Here is a 14,462-nt window from a genome sequence, read left to right as displayed (position 1 = left end):
ATCAGGACGTCCTCGTCTTGTTCAGGATCGCCAGCGGGTCGGCAAAGGCGAAGAGCACGATACCGAGCGAGGAACGCACGGCCAGATGCAGCAGGATCGCCTCGACCAGCATGGCCGTCGCGGTGGCGATTGCCGCGCCGGTCAGTCCGTAAAGCGGGATCAGCGTGATGTTGAGGCCGATATTGCTTGCCAGCGCCACAACATAGACCGAAACGCAGAGCTGCTGCTTGCCGGCCATGGTGAGCAGCACTTCCCCGGGGCCGACCATCGCCTTCGACAGGCTGCCGGCAAACAGGATCGCCATCAGCCAGTAGCCGGCGGTGAACGCGTCTCCGAACAGCGACAGCAGCAGATTGCCGGTCAGGAGTACGCAGGTGCCGACAGCCAAGGACGGCCAGAAACTCCAGCGCACCGTGGTGCCGGCGAAGACGGCGAGCGGGCGGAGATCGTCGGCCGCCATCATCGCGGAAAAGCGGGGCGCGGCCGCCGCCTTGACGGCGAAGAAGACGAACTGCACCAGCGCCATGGTCTTGGCGGCGGCGAAATAGATCGCCACCTGGTCCGGCTCGAGATAGAGCCCGACCACGACGACGTCGGAATTGGTCAGGAGGAAGCCGAAGCCGTCGATCAGGAAGATCGGGATCGCCACCTTGAACCAGGCGAGGAAATCGATCTTGCGCGGCCCGGCGACATAGCGCTCCTGCAGCCTGCGGTCGATCGTGAGAAACTGGCCGAGGCTCGTCACATAGGTCGCGGCAAGCGCCGCCTGCATCGCCGTCGTCGCCGTCTGCGGCGCGCCAAGGGCGACGGCCGCCAGCATGAAGCCGAGGATCAGCAGCGGGCGGACGATATAGGTCGGCGAAAGTGCCGCCACCGGCCAGCTGTTGGCCCGCGCCGTGCCGTCCAGCACGTCGCCGAGCGCGATCATCGGCAGTGCCAGGAGGCCGAGGAACAGCGGGATCATGTAATAGGCCTCGATCGCCTCGCCGAAGACGTGCAGCACGGCAAAGCCGATGAGGGCGAGCGCGCTGGCCGAGCTGATCGAGAAGACCCTGGCCGTCATCGTCAACCCGCGGATCTCGTCGCGCTCGTCGCGGGCGTCATATTGCGGCAGGAAGCGGATGACGGCGGTGTGGAAGCCGAGGCAGGAGAGGTTGCCGAACAGAACGACCAGAACCCAGACGAAGACGAAGATGCCGTATTCGAACTCGCCCATCAGGCGGGCCTGGATGATCTGCGAGCCGAAGGCGATGGCGGCCGAGACGACGCGGATGGCAAAGGCGATCAACGCCATGCGCTGGGCGCGCGCCGTCTCGTCCTTGCGCGACAGCGCCGAGGCGAGCTTGTGCAATGCCGGGTGGAGGCCGGATGGCAGCAATTTCTCCGCTGTGTGGATGACCGCCATGATCGACAACAAGGTCCGCTGGTGACGCAATAACAGCGCCGAACTTGTCAGATCACGGTTAAGAAACGGTTCGTTCCTCGCATCCGCGGACAGCGAAAAGGCGACCTTTCGGCCGCCTTTTCGCACTCCATTCACCGATCGTGCCCGCCGTCAGGCGTTTTCATAGGCGCCGTGGCAGTGCTTGTATTTCTTGCCGGAGCCGCAGGGGCAGGCGTCGTTGCGGCCGACCCGACCCCAGCTCGAGGGATCGTTCGGATCGCGGTTTTCCGGTGCGACGAAGGGAAGGGCAGCGACGGCCGAACCCTCGCCAAAATCGTCCTCGCCGGTGGTGGCATCGACGTGATGGCCTTCCATTTCCGGCACGGTCGGGGCCGGCGGGGCTTCCCGAACCAGTTCGACGCGCATCATCTGGGTGGTGACGGCGTCGCGCAGGTTGGCGAGCAGCGCCTGGAACAGCTCGAAGGCTTCGGCCTTGTATTCCTGCAGCGGGTCGCGCTGCGCATAGCCGCGGAAGCCGACGACCGAGCGCAGGTGGTCGAGGTTGACGATGTGCTCGCGCCACAGGTTGTCGATCGTCTGGAGCACGACGGAGCGCTCGACATAGGACATGATCTCCGGGCCGAACCGCTCGGCCTTGTCGGCCATCGCCTTGTCGGCGGCTTCGGTGATGCGCGCCACCATGTCGTCCTCGGCAATGCCCTCCTCGGCGGCCCAGGCCTCGATCGGCAGGTCGAGATTGAGGGTGACGGCAACCTGCTGCTTGAGGCCGGAAACGTCCCACTGCTCGACATAGGCGCGCTCGGGGATATGCGTGCGCACCATGCTCTCGATGACTTCGTGGCGCATGTCCTCGATCGTGCCGGACACGTCGGTCGCGTCCATCAGCTCGATGCGCTGCTCGAAGATCACCTTGCGCTGGTCGTTCAGCACGTCGTCATACTTCAGGAGATTCTTGCGGGTGTCGAAGTTGCGCGCCTCGACCTTCTTCTGAGCCCGTTCCAGCGCCTTGTTGATCCAGGGATGGACGATGGCTTCGCCTTCCTTGAGGCCGAGCTTCTGCAGCATCGAATCCATGCGGTCCGAGCCGAAGATGCGCATCAGGTCGTCCTGCAGCGACAGGTAGAATTTCGAGCGGCCGGGGTCGCCCTGACGGCCGGAGCGGCCGCGCAGCTGGTTGTCGATGCGTCGGCTCTCGTGGCGCTCGGTGGCGATCACGTAAAGGCCGCCGGCTTCGAGCGCCTTGGCCTTCAGTTCGGCCACCTCGGCCTTGATCGCTGCGGTCTTGGCGTCGCGTTCGGCGCCCGGCTCCATGCCCTCGAGCTCACGCTCGAGACGCATGTCGAGATTGCCGCCGAGCTGGATGTCGGTGCCGCGGCCCGCCATGTTGGTGGCGATGGTGACGGCGCCGGGCACGCCGGCTTGGCTGACGATATAGGCTTCCTGTTCGTGGTAGCGGGCGTTCAGGACCTTGAAGTCCTTGAAGCCGCTGGCGCTCAACATGCCGGCCAGGAGCTCGGACTTCTCGATCGAGGTGGTGCCGACCAGAACCGGCTGGTTGCGCTCGCTGGCGGCCTTGATCTCGTCGATGATCGCCTTGAACTTCTCGTCGAAGGTCCGGTAGACCTCGTCATCCTCGTCGATACGCTGGATCGGCAGGTTGGTCGGCACTTCGAACACTTCCAGCCCATAGATGTTCTGGAATTCCTCCGCCTCGGTCGAGGCCGTGCCGGTCATGCCCGCGAGCTTGCCGTACATGCGGAAATAGTTCTGGAAGGTGATCGAGGCGAGCGTCTGGTTCTCCGGCTGGATCTGCACCTTTTCCTTGGCTTCGAGCGCCTGGTGCTGGCCCTCGGAATAGCGCCGTCCCGGCATCATGCGGCCGGTGAATTCATCGATGATGACGATTTCGTTGTTGCGGACGATGTAGTCCTTGTCGCGCGAGAACAGCTTGTGGGCCTTCAGCGCATTGTTGATGTGGTGAACGATCGCGACGTTCTCGACGTCGTAGAGCGAGGCGCCCTTCAAGAGGTTCGCTTCGCGCAGCAGGTTCTCGAGCTTTTCCGTGCCGACTTCGGAGAAATTGGCCGAGCGCTGCTTCTCGTCGATCTCGTAGTCTTCCTCCGACAGAAGCGGGATGAAAGCATCGATCGTGGTGTAGAGATCGGAGCGGTCGTCGAGCGGGCCGGAAATGATCAGCGGTGTGCGGGCTTCGTCGACCAGGATCGAGTCCACTTCGTCGACGATCGCGTAGTGGTGGCCGCGCTGGACCATCTGGCCGCGCTCGTACTTCATGTTGTCGCGCAGATAGTCGAAGCCGAGTTCGTTGTTGGTCGCATAGGTGATGTCGCAGGCATAGGCCGCGCGACGCTCGTCGTCGGTGATGCCGTGGACGATGACGCCGGTGGTGAGGCCGAGGAAGCTGTAGAGCTTGCCCATCGTCATCGAGTCGCGCTTGGCGAGATAGTCGTTGACGGTCACGACATGCACGCCCTTGCCGGCAAGCGCGTTGAGGTAGACCGCGAGCGTCGCCACCAGCGTCTTGCCTTCGCCCGTCTTCATCTCGGCGATGGCGTTGTCGTTGAGGATCATCGCGCCGACCAGCTGCACGTCGAACGGCCGCATGCCGAGCGCACGCCGGGATGCTTCGCGGGCAACGGCAAAGGCCGGCACCAGCAGGTCGTCGATCGACTTGCCTTCGGCCAGCATCTTGCGAAACTCTTGCGTCTTGCCGGCGAGTGCCTCGTCGGACAGCGCCTTCATGCTCTCTTCGAGCGCGTTGATGGCGGCGACCTTCGGCTGATAGGAGCGAATGCGGCGCTCATTGGCCGAACCGAAGAGTTTGCGGGCGAGCCCACCAAGACTGACCATTCGATGGTCCTTTCTGACCTTCGTCATATTCTTTGCGCGTCCCTGCCTGCCGCAGAATTTCGGCGATTGGACGCAGAGCAGCGGGAAACGGCTCTGGACGCGCGATTGCGTGACAGATAAGAGGGGGGTCGAATGATGTCAACGCCACAGGGCGGCCGGAAAAGCCCGGCCTGGCGTGCGTTTGACAATTTTTCGCCCGATTTGAACGGTCTTGAAACGGTTCACCTTCCGAAAGGTTTCTTATGCTTCGTCTTCATAAAATCGCGCTTGCCGCCTGCGTTGCGTTTATCGGGCTGCAGGGCCAGGTTCTTGCCCAGGACGCCGATGCCGTCGTCGCCAAGGTCGGCAAGCTGGAAATCACCCAGTCGGACCTCGACCTGGCGATCGCCAATCTCGATCCGCAGCTTGCCCAGCTGCCGGACGAGCAGAAGAAGGTCGCCGCGCTGTCCGGCGCGATCGACGTCAAGCTGCTCGCCGGCAATGCCGATGGCGAAGGCCTGAAGGACGATGCCGAATTCAAGAAGCGCATGGCTTTCATCGCCGACCGCGAACTGCACAACATCTACTTCAAGAAGCATGTCGTCGATGCCGTCACCGAAGACGATGTCAAGGCACGCTACGAGAAGGAAATCGCCGCCCTGCCGAAGCAGGAAGAGGTCAGCGCCCGGCATATCCTGGTGAAGACCGAGGAAGAGGCCAAGGCGATCATCGCCGATCTCGATGCCGGCAAGGACTTCATCGAACTCGCCAAGGAAAAGTCGACCGACCCGAACAAGTCGGAAGGCGGCGATCTCGGCTACTTCACCAAGGGTCGCATGGTTCCGGAATTCGAGGAAGCAGCCTTCGCCATGGAGAAGGGCACCTACACCAAGACCCCGGTCAAGACCCAGTTCGGCTTCCACGTCATCAAGCTCGAGGACAAGCGCGATGCCGCTCCGCCGGCCTATGAAACGGTCGCCCAGCAGGTCCGCCAGCTGGTGATGCGCGACAAGTATCTCGAGATCATCGAGAAGGCCAAGGCCGAGCAGACCGTCGAGATCCTCGACGAGGCGCTGCGCAAGGGCTACGAGGACGTCAACAAGCCGCAACAGTAATCGGCGAGTTTGATCGAAACACGGGCCCGCATTTGGGCGGGCCCGCTTCATTGCAGGCAGCGAAGATGAGCGCAACCGTTTCCCCCCTGGCCCCGAAGTCCTATCCGGACATGCCGCCCATCCGCGGTCTGCGCATGGCGACGGCCGCCGCCGGTATCAAGTACAAGAACCGCACCGACGTGCTGCTGATGGCTTTCGACCGTCCGGCCGCCGTCGCCGGCGTCTTCACCAGGTCGAAGTGCCCGTCTGCGCCGGTCGATTTCTGCCGCTCGAACCTTGCCAATGGCGTGGCGCGCGGCGTGGTCGTCAATTCCGGCAATGCCAATGCCTTTACCGGCCTCAAGGGCAAGGCGGCAACCGAGCTTACGGCGAAGTCGGCCGCTGCGGCGCTCGGCTGCGGCGAGAACGAAATCTATCTGGCTTCCACCGGCGTGATCGGAGAGCCGCTCGACGCCACCAAGTTCTCCGGCGTGCTCGGAGATATGGCCAAGGGGGCTACGGGGGACTTCTGGCTGGAAGCGGCAAAGGCGATCATGACCACCGACACCTATCCGAAGGTGGCGACGCGCACCGCCGAGATCGGTGGCGTAACGGTGACGATCAACGGCATCGCCAAGGGTGCGGGCATGATCGCGCCCGACATGGCCACCATGCTCTCGTTCGTCGTCACCGACGCCGACATTGCCGCCCCGGCGCTGCAGGGCCTGCTTTCGGCCGGCGTCGAGCCGACCTTCAATTCCATCACCGTCGACAGCGACACCTCGACCTCCGACACGCTTCTGTTGTTTGCCACCGGTGCTGCCGGCGCCGACGGCCAGGCGACGATCGAGACGGCCGACGATCCGGCGCTCTCGGGTTTCCGGCTGGCGCTCAACGATCTGCTCAAGGACCTGGCGCTGCAGGTGGTCCGCGACGGCGAGGGTGCCTGCAAGATGGTCGAGATCACCGTGACCGGCGCCGAGAGCGATCTCGCCGCCAAGAAGATCGCGCTGTCGATCGCCAATTCGCCGCTGGTCAAGACGGCCGTTGCCGGCGAAGACGCCAATTGGGGCCGCATCGTCATGGCGGTCGGCAAGTCCGGCGAAATGGCCGACCGCGACCGGCTGGCGATCTGGTTCGGTGACATCCGCGTCGCCGTCAACGGCGAGCGCGACCCCGCCTATTCCGAAGAAGCAACGACCGCCGTGATGCAGCGCGAGGACATTCCGGTCCGTGTCGACATCGGGCTTGGAAACGGCAAGGCGACGGTCTGGACCTGCGATCTCACCAAGGAATATGTGGCGATCAACGGCGATTATCGGAGTTGATCGCCGCGATGCCCTCAGCCGACACCGATCAGAACCTGCCGCTCGTCCGGCGCCTCGAAGCCGTGGGATTTCGGGCCTGGCCGGCGACATCCGTACAGTATGACGGCAGCTGGCAGGTCCGGCTTTCCGGCGGTCACCCGTCGAAGCGGCTGAATTGCGTCGTCGCGCTCGATCCGTCCGACAGCCGCGACATCGCCATCCGGCTGGAGAAGGCGGCGCGCAAGTTCGAGGCCCATGGCCGGCCGATCCTGGTGCGCGAGACGCCGTTGACGCCGAAGCCGCTGATCGACCTCATGCAGGCCGACGGTTGGGAGCGGTTCGAAGAGGTGGTGACCCTGACGCTCGACCTGACCAGGATCGATCTGCCCGAAGGCACCCTCGATCATCTGCCGAGCCATGACGTCGGCCGCTATGTCGATGCCGATCTCCTGGTGCATGGCAGCGACCCGGCACTGAAGCCGGCGCTGGCCGAGGTGGTGAGTTCGATCAAGCCGCCGTCCGGGCTGTTCGTCATCGAGGACAAGGCGGCGGGGCCTGTGGCAGTGGCGCTTTGCGTGCAGGACAACGACCTCGCCGGGATCATGTCGCTTGCGGTCAAGGCCGACCGGCGCCAGCGCGGCCTCGGGCTCGAGATCGTCACGGCGGCGCTGCGCTGGGCGCGGATGCGCGGGGCGAGAACTGCCTGGTTGCAGGTCGTGGCGGACAATGCGCCGGCACTGGCGCTCTATTCGAAGCTGGGCTTCACCGAGGCCTATCGCTACGCCTACTGGCGCAAGGAGTCTTCCGCATGAGCAATGGCGGCAAGCCCATTCTTCTCGTCGCGGCCTGCGCGCTGGTCGATGCCGACAACCGTATTCTCCTGGCGCAGCGCCCCGAGGGCAAGTCGCTCGCCGGTCTCTGGGAGTTCCCCGGCGGCAAGGTCGAGGCCGGGGAAACACCGGAAGAGACGCTGGTTCGCGAACTGGAGGAAGAACTCGGGATCGTCACCAAGGTGCCGTGCCTGGCGCCGCTGACCTTTGCCAGCCATACCTACGAGACCTTCCACCTTCTGATGCCGCTCTACATCTGCCGTCGCTACGAGGGCATTGCCCATGGGCGCGAGGGGCAGGCGGTGAAATGGGTGCGCTCCAAGGCGCTGCGCGATTATCCCATGCCGCCGGCCGACGAGCCGCTGATCCCCTTCCTCCAGGATCTTCTTTAGCTCTTTCCAAAATTTGCAGACGTTCTTAACGCAAAGTTTACGGGCCTGGGGCAAACCTCGGTTTTGTTGTTCATGCGTTCGAAGCGTGTGTGTGGAGCGGAACATGGCAAACGAGGATTTCTGGAAGACCGTTCGGTCGAGAGAACGGTCTTCGCATCTGTCCGGCAGGACCGGCGTACTCAACATCGCGCTCCTGTTCGGCATGGCGGCGATTGCGCTGTCGCTCGTCGTCACCCCCATGCTTTCCGACCGGACCGACAAGCGCAGCCTGGCCTATCAGCCGGACCAGGTCGACATGATGAGCACCGGCTCGATCGGCCGATCGGACGGGAACAAGCGCTATACCATCCGCCGCAGCGTGCTTCAGGAAACGCCGGGATCCGTCTGCATCGTCGGCGACGGCTGCTGAGCGAAAGGCCCGGCCGACCGGGGGCGCCGCGAGCGGCGTCGACATGCCATCAGGAGAGAGCATGCATCTCGTTTTGAAGTTCATCGCCGACCGCCGGGCGGCCACCGCCATCGAATACGGCCTGATCGCCGCGATCATCGGCCTGGCGCTCATTGTCGGGTTCGGCGCCTTCTCCGATTCACTGGCCGCGATGTTCCAGAGGATCAGCACGGTCATCAGCGGCACCTGAAAACAAGCGCATCTTTCCGCCCTGCGTCGCGTCGCTGCCCGAATTTGCGCCATGCGCGACGGGCCAGAATGGGCCGGTTTTGGACGTTTCAGGTATCCCCCTTCGTCGTGGGCAAAGGCCCCCTTGTCGGATCGAGCGCATCGGCCAGCCGCATCTTGGCCGAACCGGGCTTCAACGGCTTTTGCTGGCTTTCATGCGGCGCCCAGCCTGAGACGAAGATGATCGAGAAGGTGGCTCGGATGCGTCCGTCCGGGTCCGCATAGCGCTCGGCATAGCGTTCGGCGGCGTTCAGGAAGAAGGCGCGGCCGACCGGCTTGCGGCTGCGCCCCAGGAGCGGGTTGGCCATGCCCATGGCTTTCAGGTCGCGCATCAGAGCGAACAGGTTGTCGTAGCGGACTGTGAAGCTCTCTTCGTCGATCACCGGCAGGGTGAAACCGGCGCGCTGCATCAGGCCACCGACATCGCGGATGTCGGGGAAGGGAATGACGCGGGGACTGGCGCCGCCATAGAGCTCGATCTCAGTGGTGAGCAGCACGTCGCGCAGCTCGCCGAGCGTGCCGGCCCCGGGGATCGCGGCCAGGAACAGGCCGTCGGGCTTCAGGGCACGGCGGATCTGCACCAGCACGCCCGGCGTGTCATTGGTCAGGTGCAGTGCCAGCGGCGAGAGCACGAGGTTGACCGATTGCGGCTCGAGCGGCACGGCCTCGAAGGGCGCTTCGGTCAATGGTTCGCCGTCGACGGAGAAATCCTGATGGGTCTCGACCCGGTCGAGCCTGTCGATCTTGCCGGTCTGCAGCGCCAATCGGCCCGTGGCACCGGTACCACCGTGCAGCTCGATCGCATGCTCGAAACGGCGCTCGACCAAGGAGAGCCGCTCGGACAGCTCGCGGGCCGCGATCTCCAGGAGGAAGTCGGTGCCGGTGTCCAGCCGGCGACGGGCGCGCAGCCGGTTCGCCGTCACCAGGTCCTGATCGAAAATCCGTTCCATCCTGTCCGCTCCAGTCAAAAACTCGGTCTGGCAAAGGCGCCGGCAAGCGCCTAAAGTCAACCGCATGCCGGGTCAAATAGTGCAAAAAGCCGTGTCCGTCAGTGTCGCCGTGCCGATCGGCATCGCGGCCTTGCTGCGCGACATCGTCTTTCCGCCGAGCTGCGCCCACTGCCATTGCCGCACCGGCCGGCACGGGGGGCTCTGCCCGCGCTGCTGGTCGTCCATGCGCTTCATCGAGCGGCCGTTCTGCGAAGTGCTCGGCACGCCGTTCAGTCATGATCCCGGCCCCGGCATGCTGTCGGCCGAGGCGATCGCCCATCCGCCGGTGTTCGACCGGCTGCGCAGCGTGGCGCTGCACGAGGGCATTGCCCGCGATCTGGTGCATGACCTGAAATACCGCGACCGCACCGATCTCGCGCCGATGATGGCAGGATGGATGGTGCGGGCGGGTGGCGAGGCGCTCAATGCCTGCGACGCCGTGATCGCCGTGCCTTTGCACCGGTCGCGGCTCTTTTCGCGCAAGTTCAACCAGTCGGCCGAGCTCGCCCGGCATGTGGCGCGCCTTTCGGGCAAGCCGTTCAGCCCGCGCGCGCTTCATCGCCGCAAGCGGACCGCCCAGCAGGTGGGGCTGACCGCCAATGCGCGGGCGCTCAACGTGCGCGGTGCCTTTGCCGTGCCGGAAAGCTGTCTGCCGGACGTGTTCGGCCGACGCATCGTGCTGATCGACGACGTGTTCACCACCGGGGCGACGGTCAGCGCCGCCACCCGCGCGCTGAAGCGGGCTGGCGCCGTGGAGGTTACCGTTTTGACCTTTGCAAGGGCTTTCTCCGGTCCTATATGACGGACAGGAACCACAATCTTTCCGGCACTTGCCGGTTTCACCCGACCGGAGACACATATGGCATCCGTGACCATCTATACCCGCCAGGGCTGCGGCTACTGCTCGCGCGCCAAGGCGCTTCTTGCCTCCAAGGGCGTTTCCTTCACCGAACACGACGCGACCGGCAATCCGGATTTGCGCCAGGAGATGATCGCCAAGTCGAACGGCGGCACGACCTTCCCGCAGATCTTCATCGGCGACCGTCATGTCGGCGGCTGCGACGACCTTCACGCGCTGGACCGGGCCGGCAAGCTCGACGCCCTTCTGGCGGCTTAAGGAAAAGTAAACCATGACCTTCAAGGCTGCTGCCATCCAGATGTGCTCGGGCGTCGACCCGGAAAAGAACGCCGCTTCCATGGCGCGCCTCGTGCGCGAAGCTGCCGGCCATGGCGCGATCTATGTCCAGACGCCGGAAATGACCGGTGCCGTGCAGAAGGACCGCCCGGGCCTGATGGCCATCCTGCGCGACGAAGAGCATGATACCATCGTCAAGACCGCCGGGGATCTGGCGCGCGAACTTTCCATCCATCTGCATGTCGGATCGACCGCGATCCTGCTGCCGGACGGCAAGATCGCCAACCGGGCCTTCCTGTTCGGACCCGACGGCCACAAGATCTGCGCTTACGACAAGATCCACATGTTCGACGTCGATCTCGACAATGGCGAGAGCTGGCGCGAGAGCGCCGTCTACCGGCCGGGCGACAAGGCGATGGTCGCCGATCTGCCGTTCGCCAAGCTCGGCTTCGGCATCTGCTACGACGTGCGCTTCCCGCAGCTGTTCCGCGCCGAGGCGCTGGGAGGCGCCCAGATCCTGACGACGCCCGCCGCCTTTACCCGCCAGACCGGCGAGGCGCATTGGGAAGTACTGCTGCGCGCCCGGGCGATCGAGAACGGTGCCTTCGTCATTTCCGCGGCCCAGGCCGGCGTGCACGAGGATGGCCGCGAAACCTTCGGCCACTCGATGATCGTCGATCCCTGGGGCAAGGTGCTGGCCGCAGCCGGCGGCACGGGCGAGGCGATCGTGCTGGCTGACATCGACATTGCGGCAGTGGGTGCTGCGCGCGCCAAGATCCCCAATCTGAAGAACGCGCGCGACTTCGAGCTCAGCATGCAGCCGGAACTCGCGAAAGGGGGCGTCACCGTTTGATCCGCTATTCGCTCATCTGCGACAAGGGACACGACTTCGAGGGCTGGTTCTCGGAGAGCGGCGACTTCGACCGCCAGAAGGCGAGCGGCTTCCTCAGCTGTCCCGCCTGCGGTTCGCTCGAAGTCTCGAAGGTGCTGATGGCCCCTTCGGTCTCGACCGCACGGCAGAAGGAAGCGGTGCATGCGCTGGCGGTGACCGAGGTGCAGAAGGCGGCGATGGCAACGCTGAAAGAGGCGGTCGCCTCGATCCGGGCCAATAGCGAGGATGTCGGCGATCGGTTTCCCGAGGAGGCCCGCAAGATCCATTACGGCGAGGCCGAAGCGCGCGGCATCATCGGCGAGGCGTCGATCGCCGAGGTGAAGGCGCTGGTTGACGAGGGCATCGAGATCGCGCCGCTGCCGGTGCTGCCGGACGACGTGAATTGAGCGTCGGCGAACATCACCTGGCGATCTATAATTTTGGTGTGCACGTTGCGCCATATGGCGATCCGGCGGTCAACGGCTTTGCCCTGCGCGAACCGCTGAACTTCGAAGCGGCCGTCCGGGCTGTCGGATACGTTGGGCGTTCCGGTTATGACGGCGAGCCCGGTCCCGAGACCTGGGGCGTTCAGATCTTTCCTCGGTATCTTGAGGGCAGCGGACGCGATTCCGGTCCTTCGTCCCTGTCGCTCTGGCGCGACATCGAGTGCCTGATGGCCTTTTCCTATTCGGGTGTCCATGCCGACGCGCTGAAGCATGCGCGGCGCTGGAACGTGCCGCAGCAATGGCCGCCGCTTGTCCTGTTTTGGGTACAGGCCGGACGGCAACCGGAATGGGCAGAGGCGGTAAGGCTTTTCGAGCATTTGGCGGACTACGGTCCGTCGCCCGCGGCGTTCACCTTCAAGCAGCCCTATGATCCAGAAGGCCGGCCTTATCTCATCGACCGGGCACGGGTGAAGGCGATTTCCGCCGAAAATGCCGAAGGGCAGACGGACCTGATGCAGATCGTTCTCGGCTTGCCGGCTTGACCACGTCGCTGCCACCGACCCCATCTCACCCCTTGAAACCGCCGGCGTCCAGATAGGCCTGTTCCGCGGGCGTCGTCGCGCGTCCGAGCGCGGCGTTGCGGTGGGGGAAGCGGCCGAATTTGGCGATGATGTCGCGGTGCTCGACCGCCCAGCGCAGGCTTTCCGCATCGCCGGTCTCGTCGCGATGGGCGCTGAAGAGCTCCATGCTGAGCGCCTGGTCGGCGGGGTCTTCGGAATGCTCGAAGGGGAGATAGAGGAAGGGGCGGAGCTTGGGATCGACCGCGCGGTCAAAGCCCTGCTCCAGCGCGTTGCGGGCGATCAGCCGCGCCAGGCCGTCGGTTGCGAAGGCGTGGCCGCTGCCGCGGAAGAGATTGCGGGGGAACTGGTCGAGCAGGATGAGGAGGGCAAGCGTGCCTTCGGCCGCCTGCTGCCAGTCGGCGAGGTCGCCGCGGGCTGCGGCGAAATGGGTGTCGAGAAAACCGTCGCGAATCGCCGCGTCGAAACCGTCGTCCTTGGCGAACCACTTTGACGGTCCAGCCTCGAGCCAGAAGGAGATGACGTCCTTGGGCGACGTCATGCAGCGGCTGCCGGCCGGCGGGCCAGCATCATGTAGTTGACATCGATGTCGGCGGACAGGTTCCACTGGTTCTGCAGCGGATTGAAGAAAACGCCCTTCATCTCGACGACGTCCATGCCGCTCTTTGCAAGCGGTGCCTGGAGCTCTTCCGGACGTACCAGTTTCTCATATTGGTGGGTGCCGCGCGGCAGCCAGCCGAGCACGTATTCTGCGCCGACGATGGCAAGGGCGGCGGCCTTCAAGGTGCGGTTGATGGTCGAGACCAGCATCAGGCCGCCGGGGCGGACCATCGAAGCGCAGGTGGTGATGAAGAATTCGACGTCCGCGACGTGCTCGACGACTTCCATGTTGAGGACCACGTCGAAGGTCTCGCCGGCCTCGGCGAGCGCTTCCGCCGTCACGGCGCGATAATCGACCTCGACGCCGGTCTGAGCCGCATGGGTGCTGGCAATGCCGATATTGCGCTCGGAGGCATCGGCGCCGAGCACTTGGGCGCCCATCTTGGCGACCGGTTCGGAAAGCAGGCCGCCGCCGCAGCCGATGTCGAGAATGCGCAGACCCTCCAGCGGACGATGGGCCTTGGGATCGCGGCCGAAATGGGCTGAGACATGATCGCGGATATAGGCGAGGCGGACGGGATTGATCTTGTGCAGCGGCTTAAACTTGCCGGTCGGATCCCACCACTCCGCCGCCATGGCGGAAAAACGGTCGACTTCAACCTGATCGATCGTGGTGCGTGCTTCAGCGCTCATTATCGGATCCTCTCTGCACGGATATTGCTTTTCAAGTCGGCCGATCGGGCGGCAAAGTCAAGGGTCCGGGTGGTCGCGGGCGAGGCGTGCGTCAAGGCGGCGTTGCCGCCGGTTCGGCTTCTTGAAACAGTATTCCACGGTGAGCGGATCGTCCTCGCTCAGCATGGCGTCGATCTGTGGCAGTGTCGTTTCGACGAAATGGTCGAAGATTTCCGCTTCCGCATTCACGATGCAGAGCGGAAGGCAGGCGACGGCGGTGCCGCTCAGGCCGAGGTCGCGCTCCCTGGCGATCGCCGGACCCTGGCGTGGCGTGGCGAGCATCGGGCCGCTGCAGAGGCGGTTGCGACGACAAGACCGATTTCGGCACAAGGGGCGGTTGAGCCTGTCGCAGCGATAGCGCAGGTCGAGCGTGCCGACGATCCGCCAGCGGGCCTCGTGGCGCTCCTCGCGGGCGCGCTCGAGTTCGGGATGGTCGGTCTTTGCCATGGCTCTCGCGTCCTTTCCCGGGCACGGTTGATCGTTCACGCGGGCGAAAACCCCGTGGCTTGCGGGTCTCTCATTCTTCCGGCCATTGGCCGGGGCGCCCGGCATGCCGGGCA

At 64.6% G+C, this 14,462-nt stretch carries 17 protein-coding genes; 11 read left to right on the top strand and 6 right to left on the bottom strand.

The window, feature by feature from the left end; all coding sequences use genetic code 11:
- Position 1 precedes the first annotated feature (1 nt).
- Both DYZ14_RS21640 and secA read right to left on the bottom strand, forming a co-directional pair.
- The gene (locus DYZ14_RS21640; protein ID WP_154722625.1) at positions 2-1,405 is read right to left on the bottom strand and encodes a lipopolysaccharide biosynthesis protein; all 1,404 of its coding nucleotides are present in this window, start codon (positions 1,403-1,405) and stop codon (positions 2-4) included.
- A 150-nt stretch (positions 1,406-1,555) separates the two neighbouring features.
- On the bottom strand, positions 1,556-4,273 hold the full coding sequence (gene secA / locus DYZ14_RS21635; protein WP_154722638.1) for a preprotein translocase subunit SecA: 2,718 nt from the start codon (positions 4,271-4,273) through the stop codon (positions 1,556-1,558).
- Positions 4,274-4,515: 242 nt separating this feature from the next.
- Here secA and DYZ14_RS21630 point away from each other — a divergent pair, with 242 nt between their 5' ends.
- The 6 genes from DYZ14_RS21630 to DYZ14_RS21605 all read left to right on the top strand — a co-directional run bounded on the left by DYZ14_RS21630 (position 4,516) and on the right by DYZ14_RS21605 (position 8,513).
- Positions 4,516-5,367, top strand: coding sequence for a peptidylprolyl isomerase (locus tag DYZ14_RS21630; protein ID WP_154722624.1), 852 nt, complete (start codon positions 4,516-4,518; stop codon positions 5,365-5,367).
- 65 nt (positions 5,368-5,432) lie between these two features.
- Positions 5,433-6,674: a bifunctional glutamate N-acetyltransferase/amino-acid acetyltransferase ArgJ gene (gene argJ / locus DYZ14_RS21625; protein WP_154722623.1), complete on the top strand. Its 1,242-nt coding sequence runs from the start codon at positions 5,433-5,435 to the stop codon at positions 6,672-6,674.
- An 8-nt stretch (positions 6,675-6,682) separates the two neighbouring features.
- Positions 6,683-7,465, top strand: coding sequence for a GNAT family N-acetyltransferase (locus DYZ14_RS21620; RefSeq protein WP_154722622.1), 783 nt, complete (start codon positions 6,683-6,685; stop codon positions 7,463-7,465).
- Positions 7,462-7,875 (top strand): 8-oxo-dGTP diphosphatase MutT, encoded by a 414-nt coding sequence (gene mutT, locus DYZ14_RS21615; protein ID WP_154722621.1) that lies wholly within the window; start codon positions 7,462-7,464, stop codon positions 7,873-7,875. Before DYZ14_RS21620 ends, mutT begins: the two co-directional genes overlap by 4 nt.
- Positions 7,876-7,978: 103 nt before the next feature.
- Positions 7,979-8,284: a hypothetical protein gene (locus DYZ14_RS21610; RefSeq protein WP_154722620.1), complete on the top strand. Its 306-nt coding sequence runs from the start codon at positions 7,979-7,981 to the stop codon at positions 8,282-8,284.
- 61 nt (positions 8,285-8,345) lie between these two features.
- The gene (locus tag DYZ14_RS21605; protein WP_115670259.1) at positions 8,346-8,513 is read left to right on the top strand and encodes a Flp family type IVb pilin; all 168 of its coding nucleotides are present in this window, start codon (positions 8,346-8,348) and stop codon (positions 8,511-8,513) included.
- Between the two features lie 88 nt (positions 8,514-8,601).
- Here DYZ14_RS21605 and DYZ14_RS21600 read toward each other — a convergent pair whose 3' ends face one another.
- Entirely contained in the window at positions 8,602-9,501 is a 900-nt protein-coding gene (locus DYZ14_RS21600) for a methyltransferase domain-containing protein (RefSeq protein ID WP_154722619.1), read from the bottom strand.
- A 91-nt stretch (positions 9,502-9,592) separates the two neighbouring features.
- Between DYZ14_RS21600 and DYZ14_RS21595 the strand changes: the two genes are divergently transcribed.
- The 5 genes from DYZ14_RS21595 to DYZ14_RS21575 are packed head-to-tail and all read left to right on the top strand — an operon-like array spanning position 9,593 to position 12,534.
- Positions 9,593-10,342 (top strand): ComF family protein, encoded by a 750-nt coding sequence (locus DYZ14_RS21595; protein WP_232365632.1) that lies wholly within the window; start codon positions 9,593-9,595, stop codon positions 10,340-10,342.
- 57 nt (positions 10,343-10,399) lie between these two features.
- A complete protein-coding gene (gene grxC / locus DYZ14_RS21590; RefSeq protein ID WP_154722617.1) occupies positions 10,400-10,657 on the top strand; it encodes a glutaredoxin 3 in 258 nt (85 codons plus the stop codon).
- Between the two features lie 13 nt (positions 10,658-10,670).
- Positions 10,671-11,528 (top strand): carbon-nitrogen hydrolase family protein, encoded by an 858-nt coding sequence (locus DYZ14_RS21585; RefSeq protein WP_154722616.1) that lies wholly within the window; start codon positions 10,671-10,673, stop codon positions 11,526-11,528.
- Positions 11,525-11,953, top strand: coding sequence for a DUF1178 family protein (locus DYZ14_RS21580; protein WP_154722615.1), 429 nt, complete (start codon positions 11,525-11,527; stop codon positions 11,951-11,953). The genes DYZ14_RS21585 and DYZ14_RS21580 overlap by 4 nt, the downstream gene beginning before the upstream one ends.
- On the top strand, positions 11,950-12,534 hold the full coding sequence (locus DYZ14_RS21575; protein WP_154722614.1) for a DUF3291 domain-containing protein: 585 nt from the start codon (positions 11,950-11,952) through the stop codon (positions 12,532-12,534). The genes DYZ14_RS21580 and DYZ14_RS21575 overlap by 4 nt, the downstream gene beginning before the upstream one ends.
- A 25-nt stretch (positions 12,535-12,559) precedes the next feature.
- Here the strand turns inward: DYZ14_RS21575 and DYZ14_RS21570 are convergent, their stop codons facing one another.
- The 3 genes from DYZ14_RS21570 to DYZ14_RS21560 are packed head-to-tail and all read right to left on the bottom strand — an operon-like array spanning position 12,560 to position 14,349.
- Positions 12,560-13,111 (bottom strand): DUF924 family protein, encoded by a 552-nt coding sequence (locus DYZ14_RS21570; protein WP_154722613.1) that lies wholly within the window; start codon positions 13,109-13,111, stop codon positions 12,560-12,562.
- Positions 13,108-13,863 carry a bifunctional 2-polyprenyl-6-hydroxyphenol methylase/3-demethylubiquinol 3-O-methyltransferase UbiG gene (ubiG, locus tag DYZ14_RS21565; protein WP_154722612.1) on the bottom strand — a complete coding sequence of 252 codons (756 nt, stop codon included), beginning with the start codon at positions 13,861-13,863 and terminating at the stop codon, positions 13,108-13,110. Before ubiG ends, DYZ14_RS21570 begins: the two co-directional genes overlap by 4 nt.
- Positions 13,864-13,920: 57 nt before the next feature.
- Complete coding sequence (locus DYZ14_RS21560; RefSeq protein WP_154722611.1) at positions 13,921-14,349, bottom strand: hypothetical protein; 429 nt, start codon at positions 14,347-14,349, stop codon at positions 13,921-13,923.
- Between the last annotated feature and the right edge of the window lie 113 nt (positions 14,350-14,462).

Origin of the sequence: Ciceribacter sp. T2.26MG-112.2, from assembly GCF_900492205.1 — a bacterium.
GTDB lineage: Bacteria > Pseudomonadota > Alphaproteobacteria > Rhizobiales > Rhizobiaceae > Allorhizobium > Allorhizobium naphthalenivorans_A.
Note: the sequence above shows the minus strand (reverse complement) of the source record. Positions and strands in the feature narration are given on the sequence as shown.

What these genes read in the sequence shown, in the direction of transcription:
- DYZ14_RS21640 (WP_154722625.1), bottom strand. Translation starts at nt 1,405, where the DNA reads ATGGCGGTCATCCACACAGCGGAGAAATTGCTGCCATCCGGCCTCCAC.
- secA (WP_154722638.1), bottom strand. Translation starts at nt 4,273, where the DNA reads ATGGTCAGTCTTGGTGGGCTCGCCCGCAAACTCTTCGGTTCGGCCAAT.
- DYZ14_RS21630 (WP_154722624.1), top strand. Translation starts at nt 4,516, where the DNA reads ATGCTTCGTCTTCATAAAATCGCGCTTGCCGCCTGCGTTGCGTTTATC.
- argJ (WP_154722623.1), top strand. Translation starts at nt 5,433, where the DNA reads ATGAGCGCAACCGTTTCCCCCCTGGCCCCGAAGTCCTATCCGGACATG.
- DYZ14_RS21620 (WP_154722622.1), top strand. Translation starts at nt 6,683, where the DNA reads ATGCCCTCAGCCGACACCGATCAGAACCTGCCGCTCGTCCGGCGCCTC.
- mutT (WP_154722621.1), top strand. Translation starts at nt 7,462, where the DNA reads ATGAGCAATGGCGGCAAGCCCATTCTTCTCGTCGCGGCCTGCGCGCTG.
- DYZ14_RS21610 (WP_154722620.1), top strand. Translation starts at nt 7,979, where the DNA reads ATGGCAAACGAGGATTTCTGGAAGACCGTTCGGTCGAGAGAACGGTCT.
- DYZ14_RS21605 (WP_115670259.1), top strand. Translation starts at nt 8,346, where the DNA reads ATGCATCTCGTTTTGAAGTTCATCGCCGACCGCCGGGCGGCCACCGCC.
- DYZ14_RS21600 (WP_154722619.1), bottom strand. Translation starts at nt 9,501, where the DNA reads ATGGAACGGATTTTCGATCAGGACCTGGTGACGGCGAACCGGCTGCGC.
- grxC (WP_154722617.1), top strand. Translation starts at nt 10,400, where the DNA reads ATGGCATCCGTGACCATCTATACCCGCCAGGGCTGCGGCTACTGCTCG.
- DYZ14_RS21585 (WP_154722616.1), top strand. Translation starts at nt 10,671, where the DNA reads ATGACCTTCAAGGCTGCTGCCATCCAGATGTGCTCGGGCGTCGACCCG.
- DYZ14_RS21570 (WP_154722613.1), bottom strand. Translation starts at nt 13,111, where the DNA reads ATGACGTCGCCCAAGGACGTCATCTCCTTCTGGCTCGAGGCTGGACCG.
- ubiG (WP_154722612.1), bottom strand. Translation starts at nt 13,863, where the DNA reads ATGAGCGCTGAAGCACGCACCACGATCGATCAGGTTGAAGTCGACCGT.
- DYZ14_RS21560 (WP_154722611.1), bottom strand. Translation starts at nt 14,349, where the DNA reads ATGGCAAAGACCGACCATCCCGAACTCGAGCGCGCCCGCGAGGAGCGC.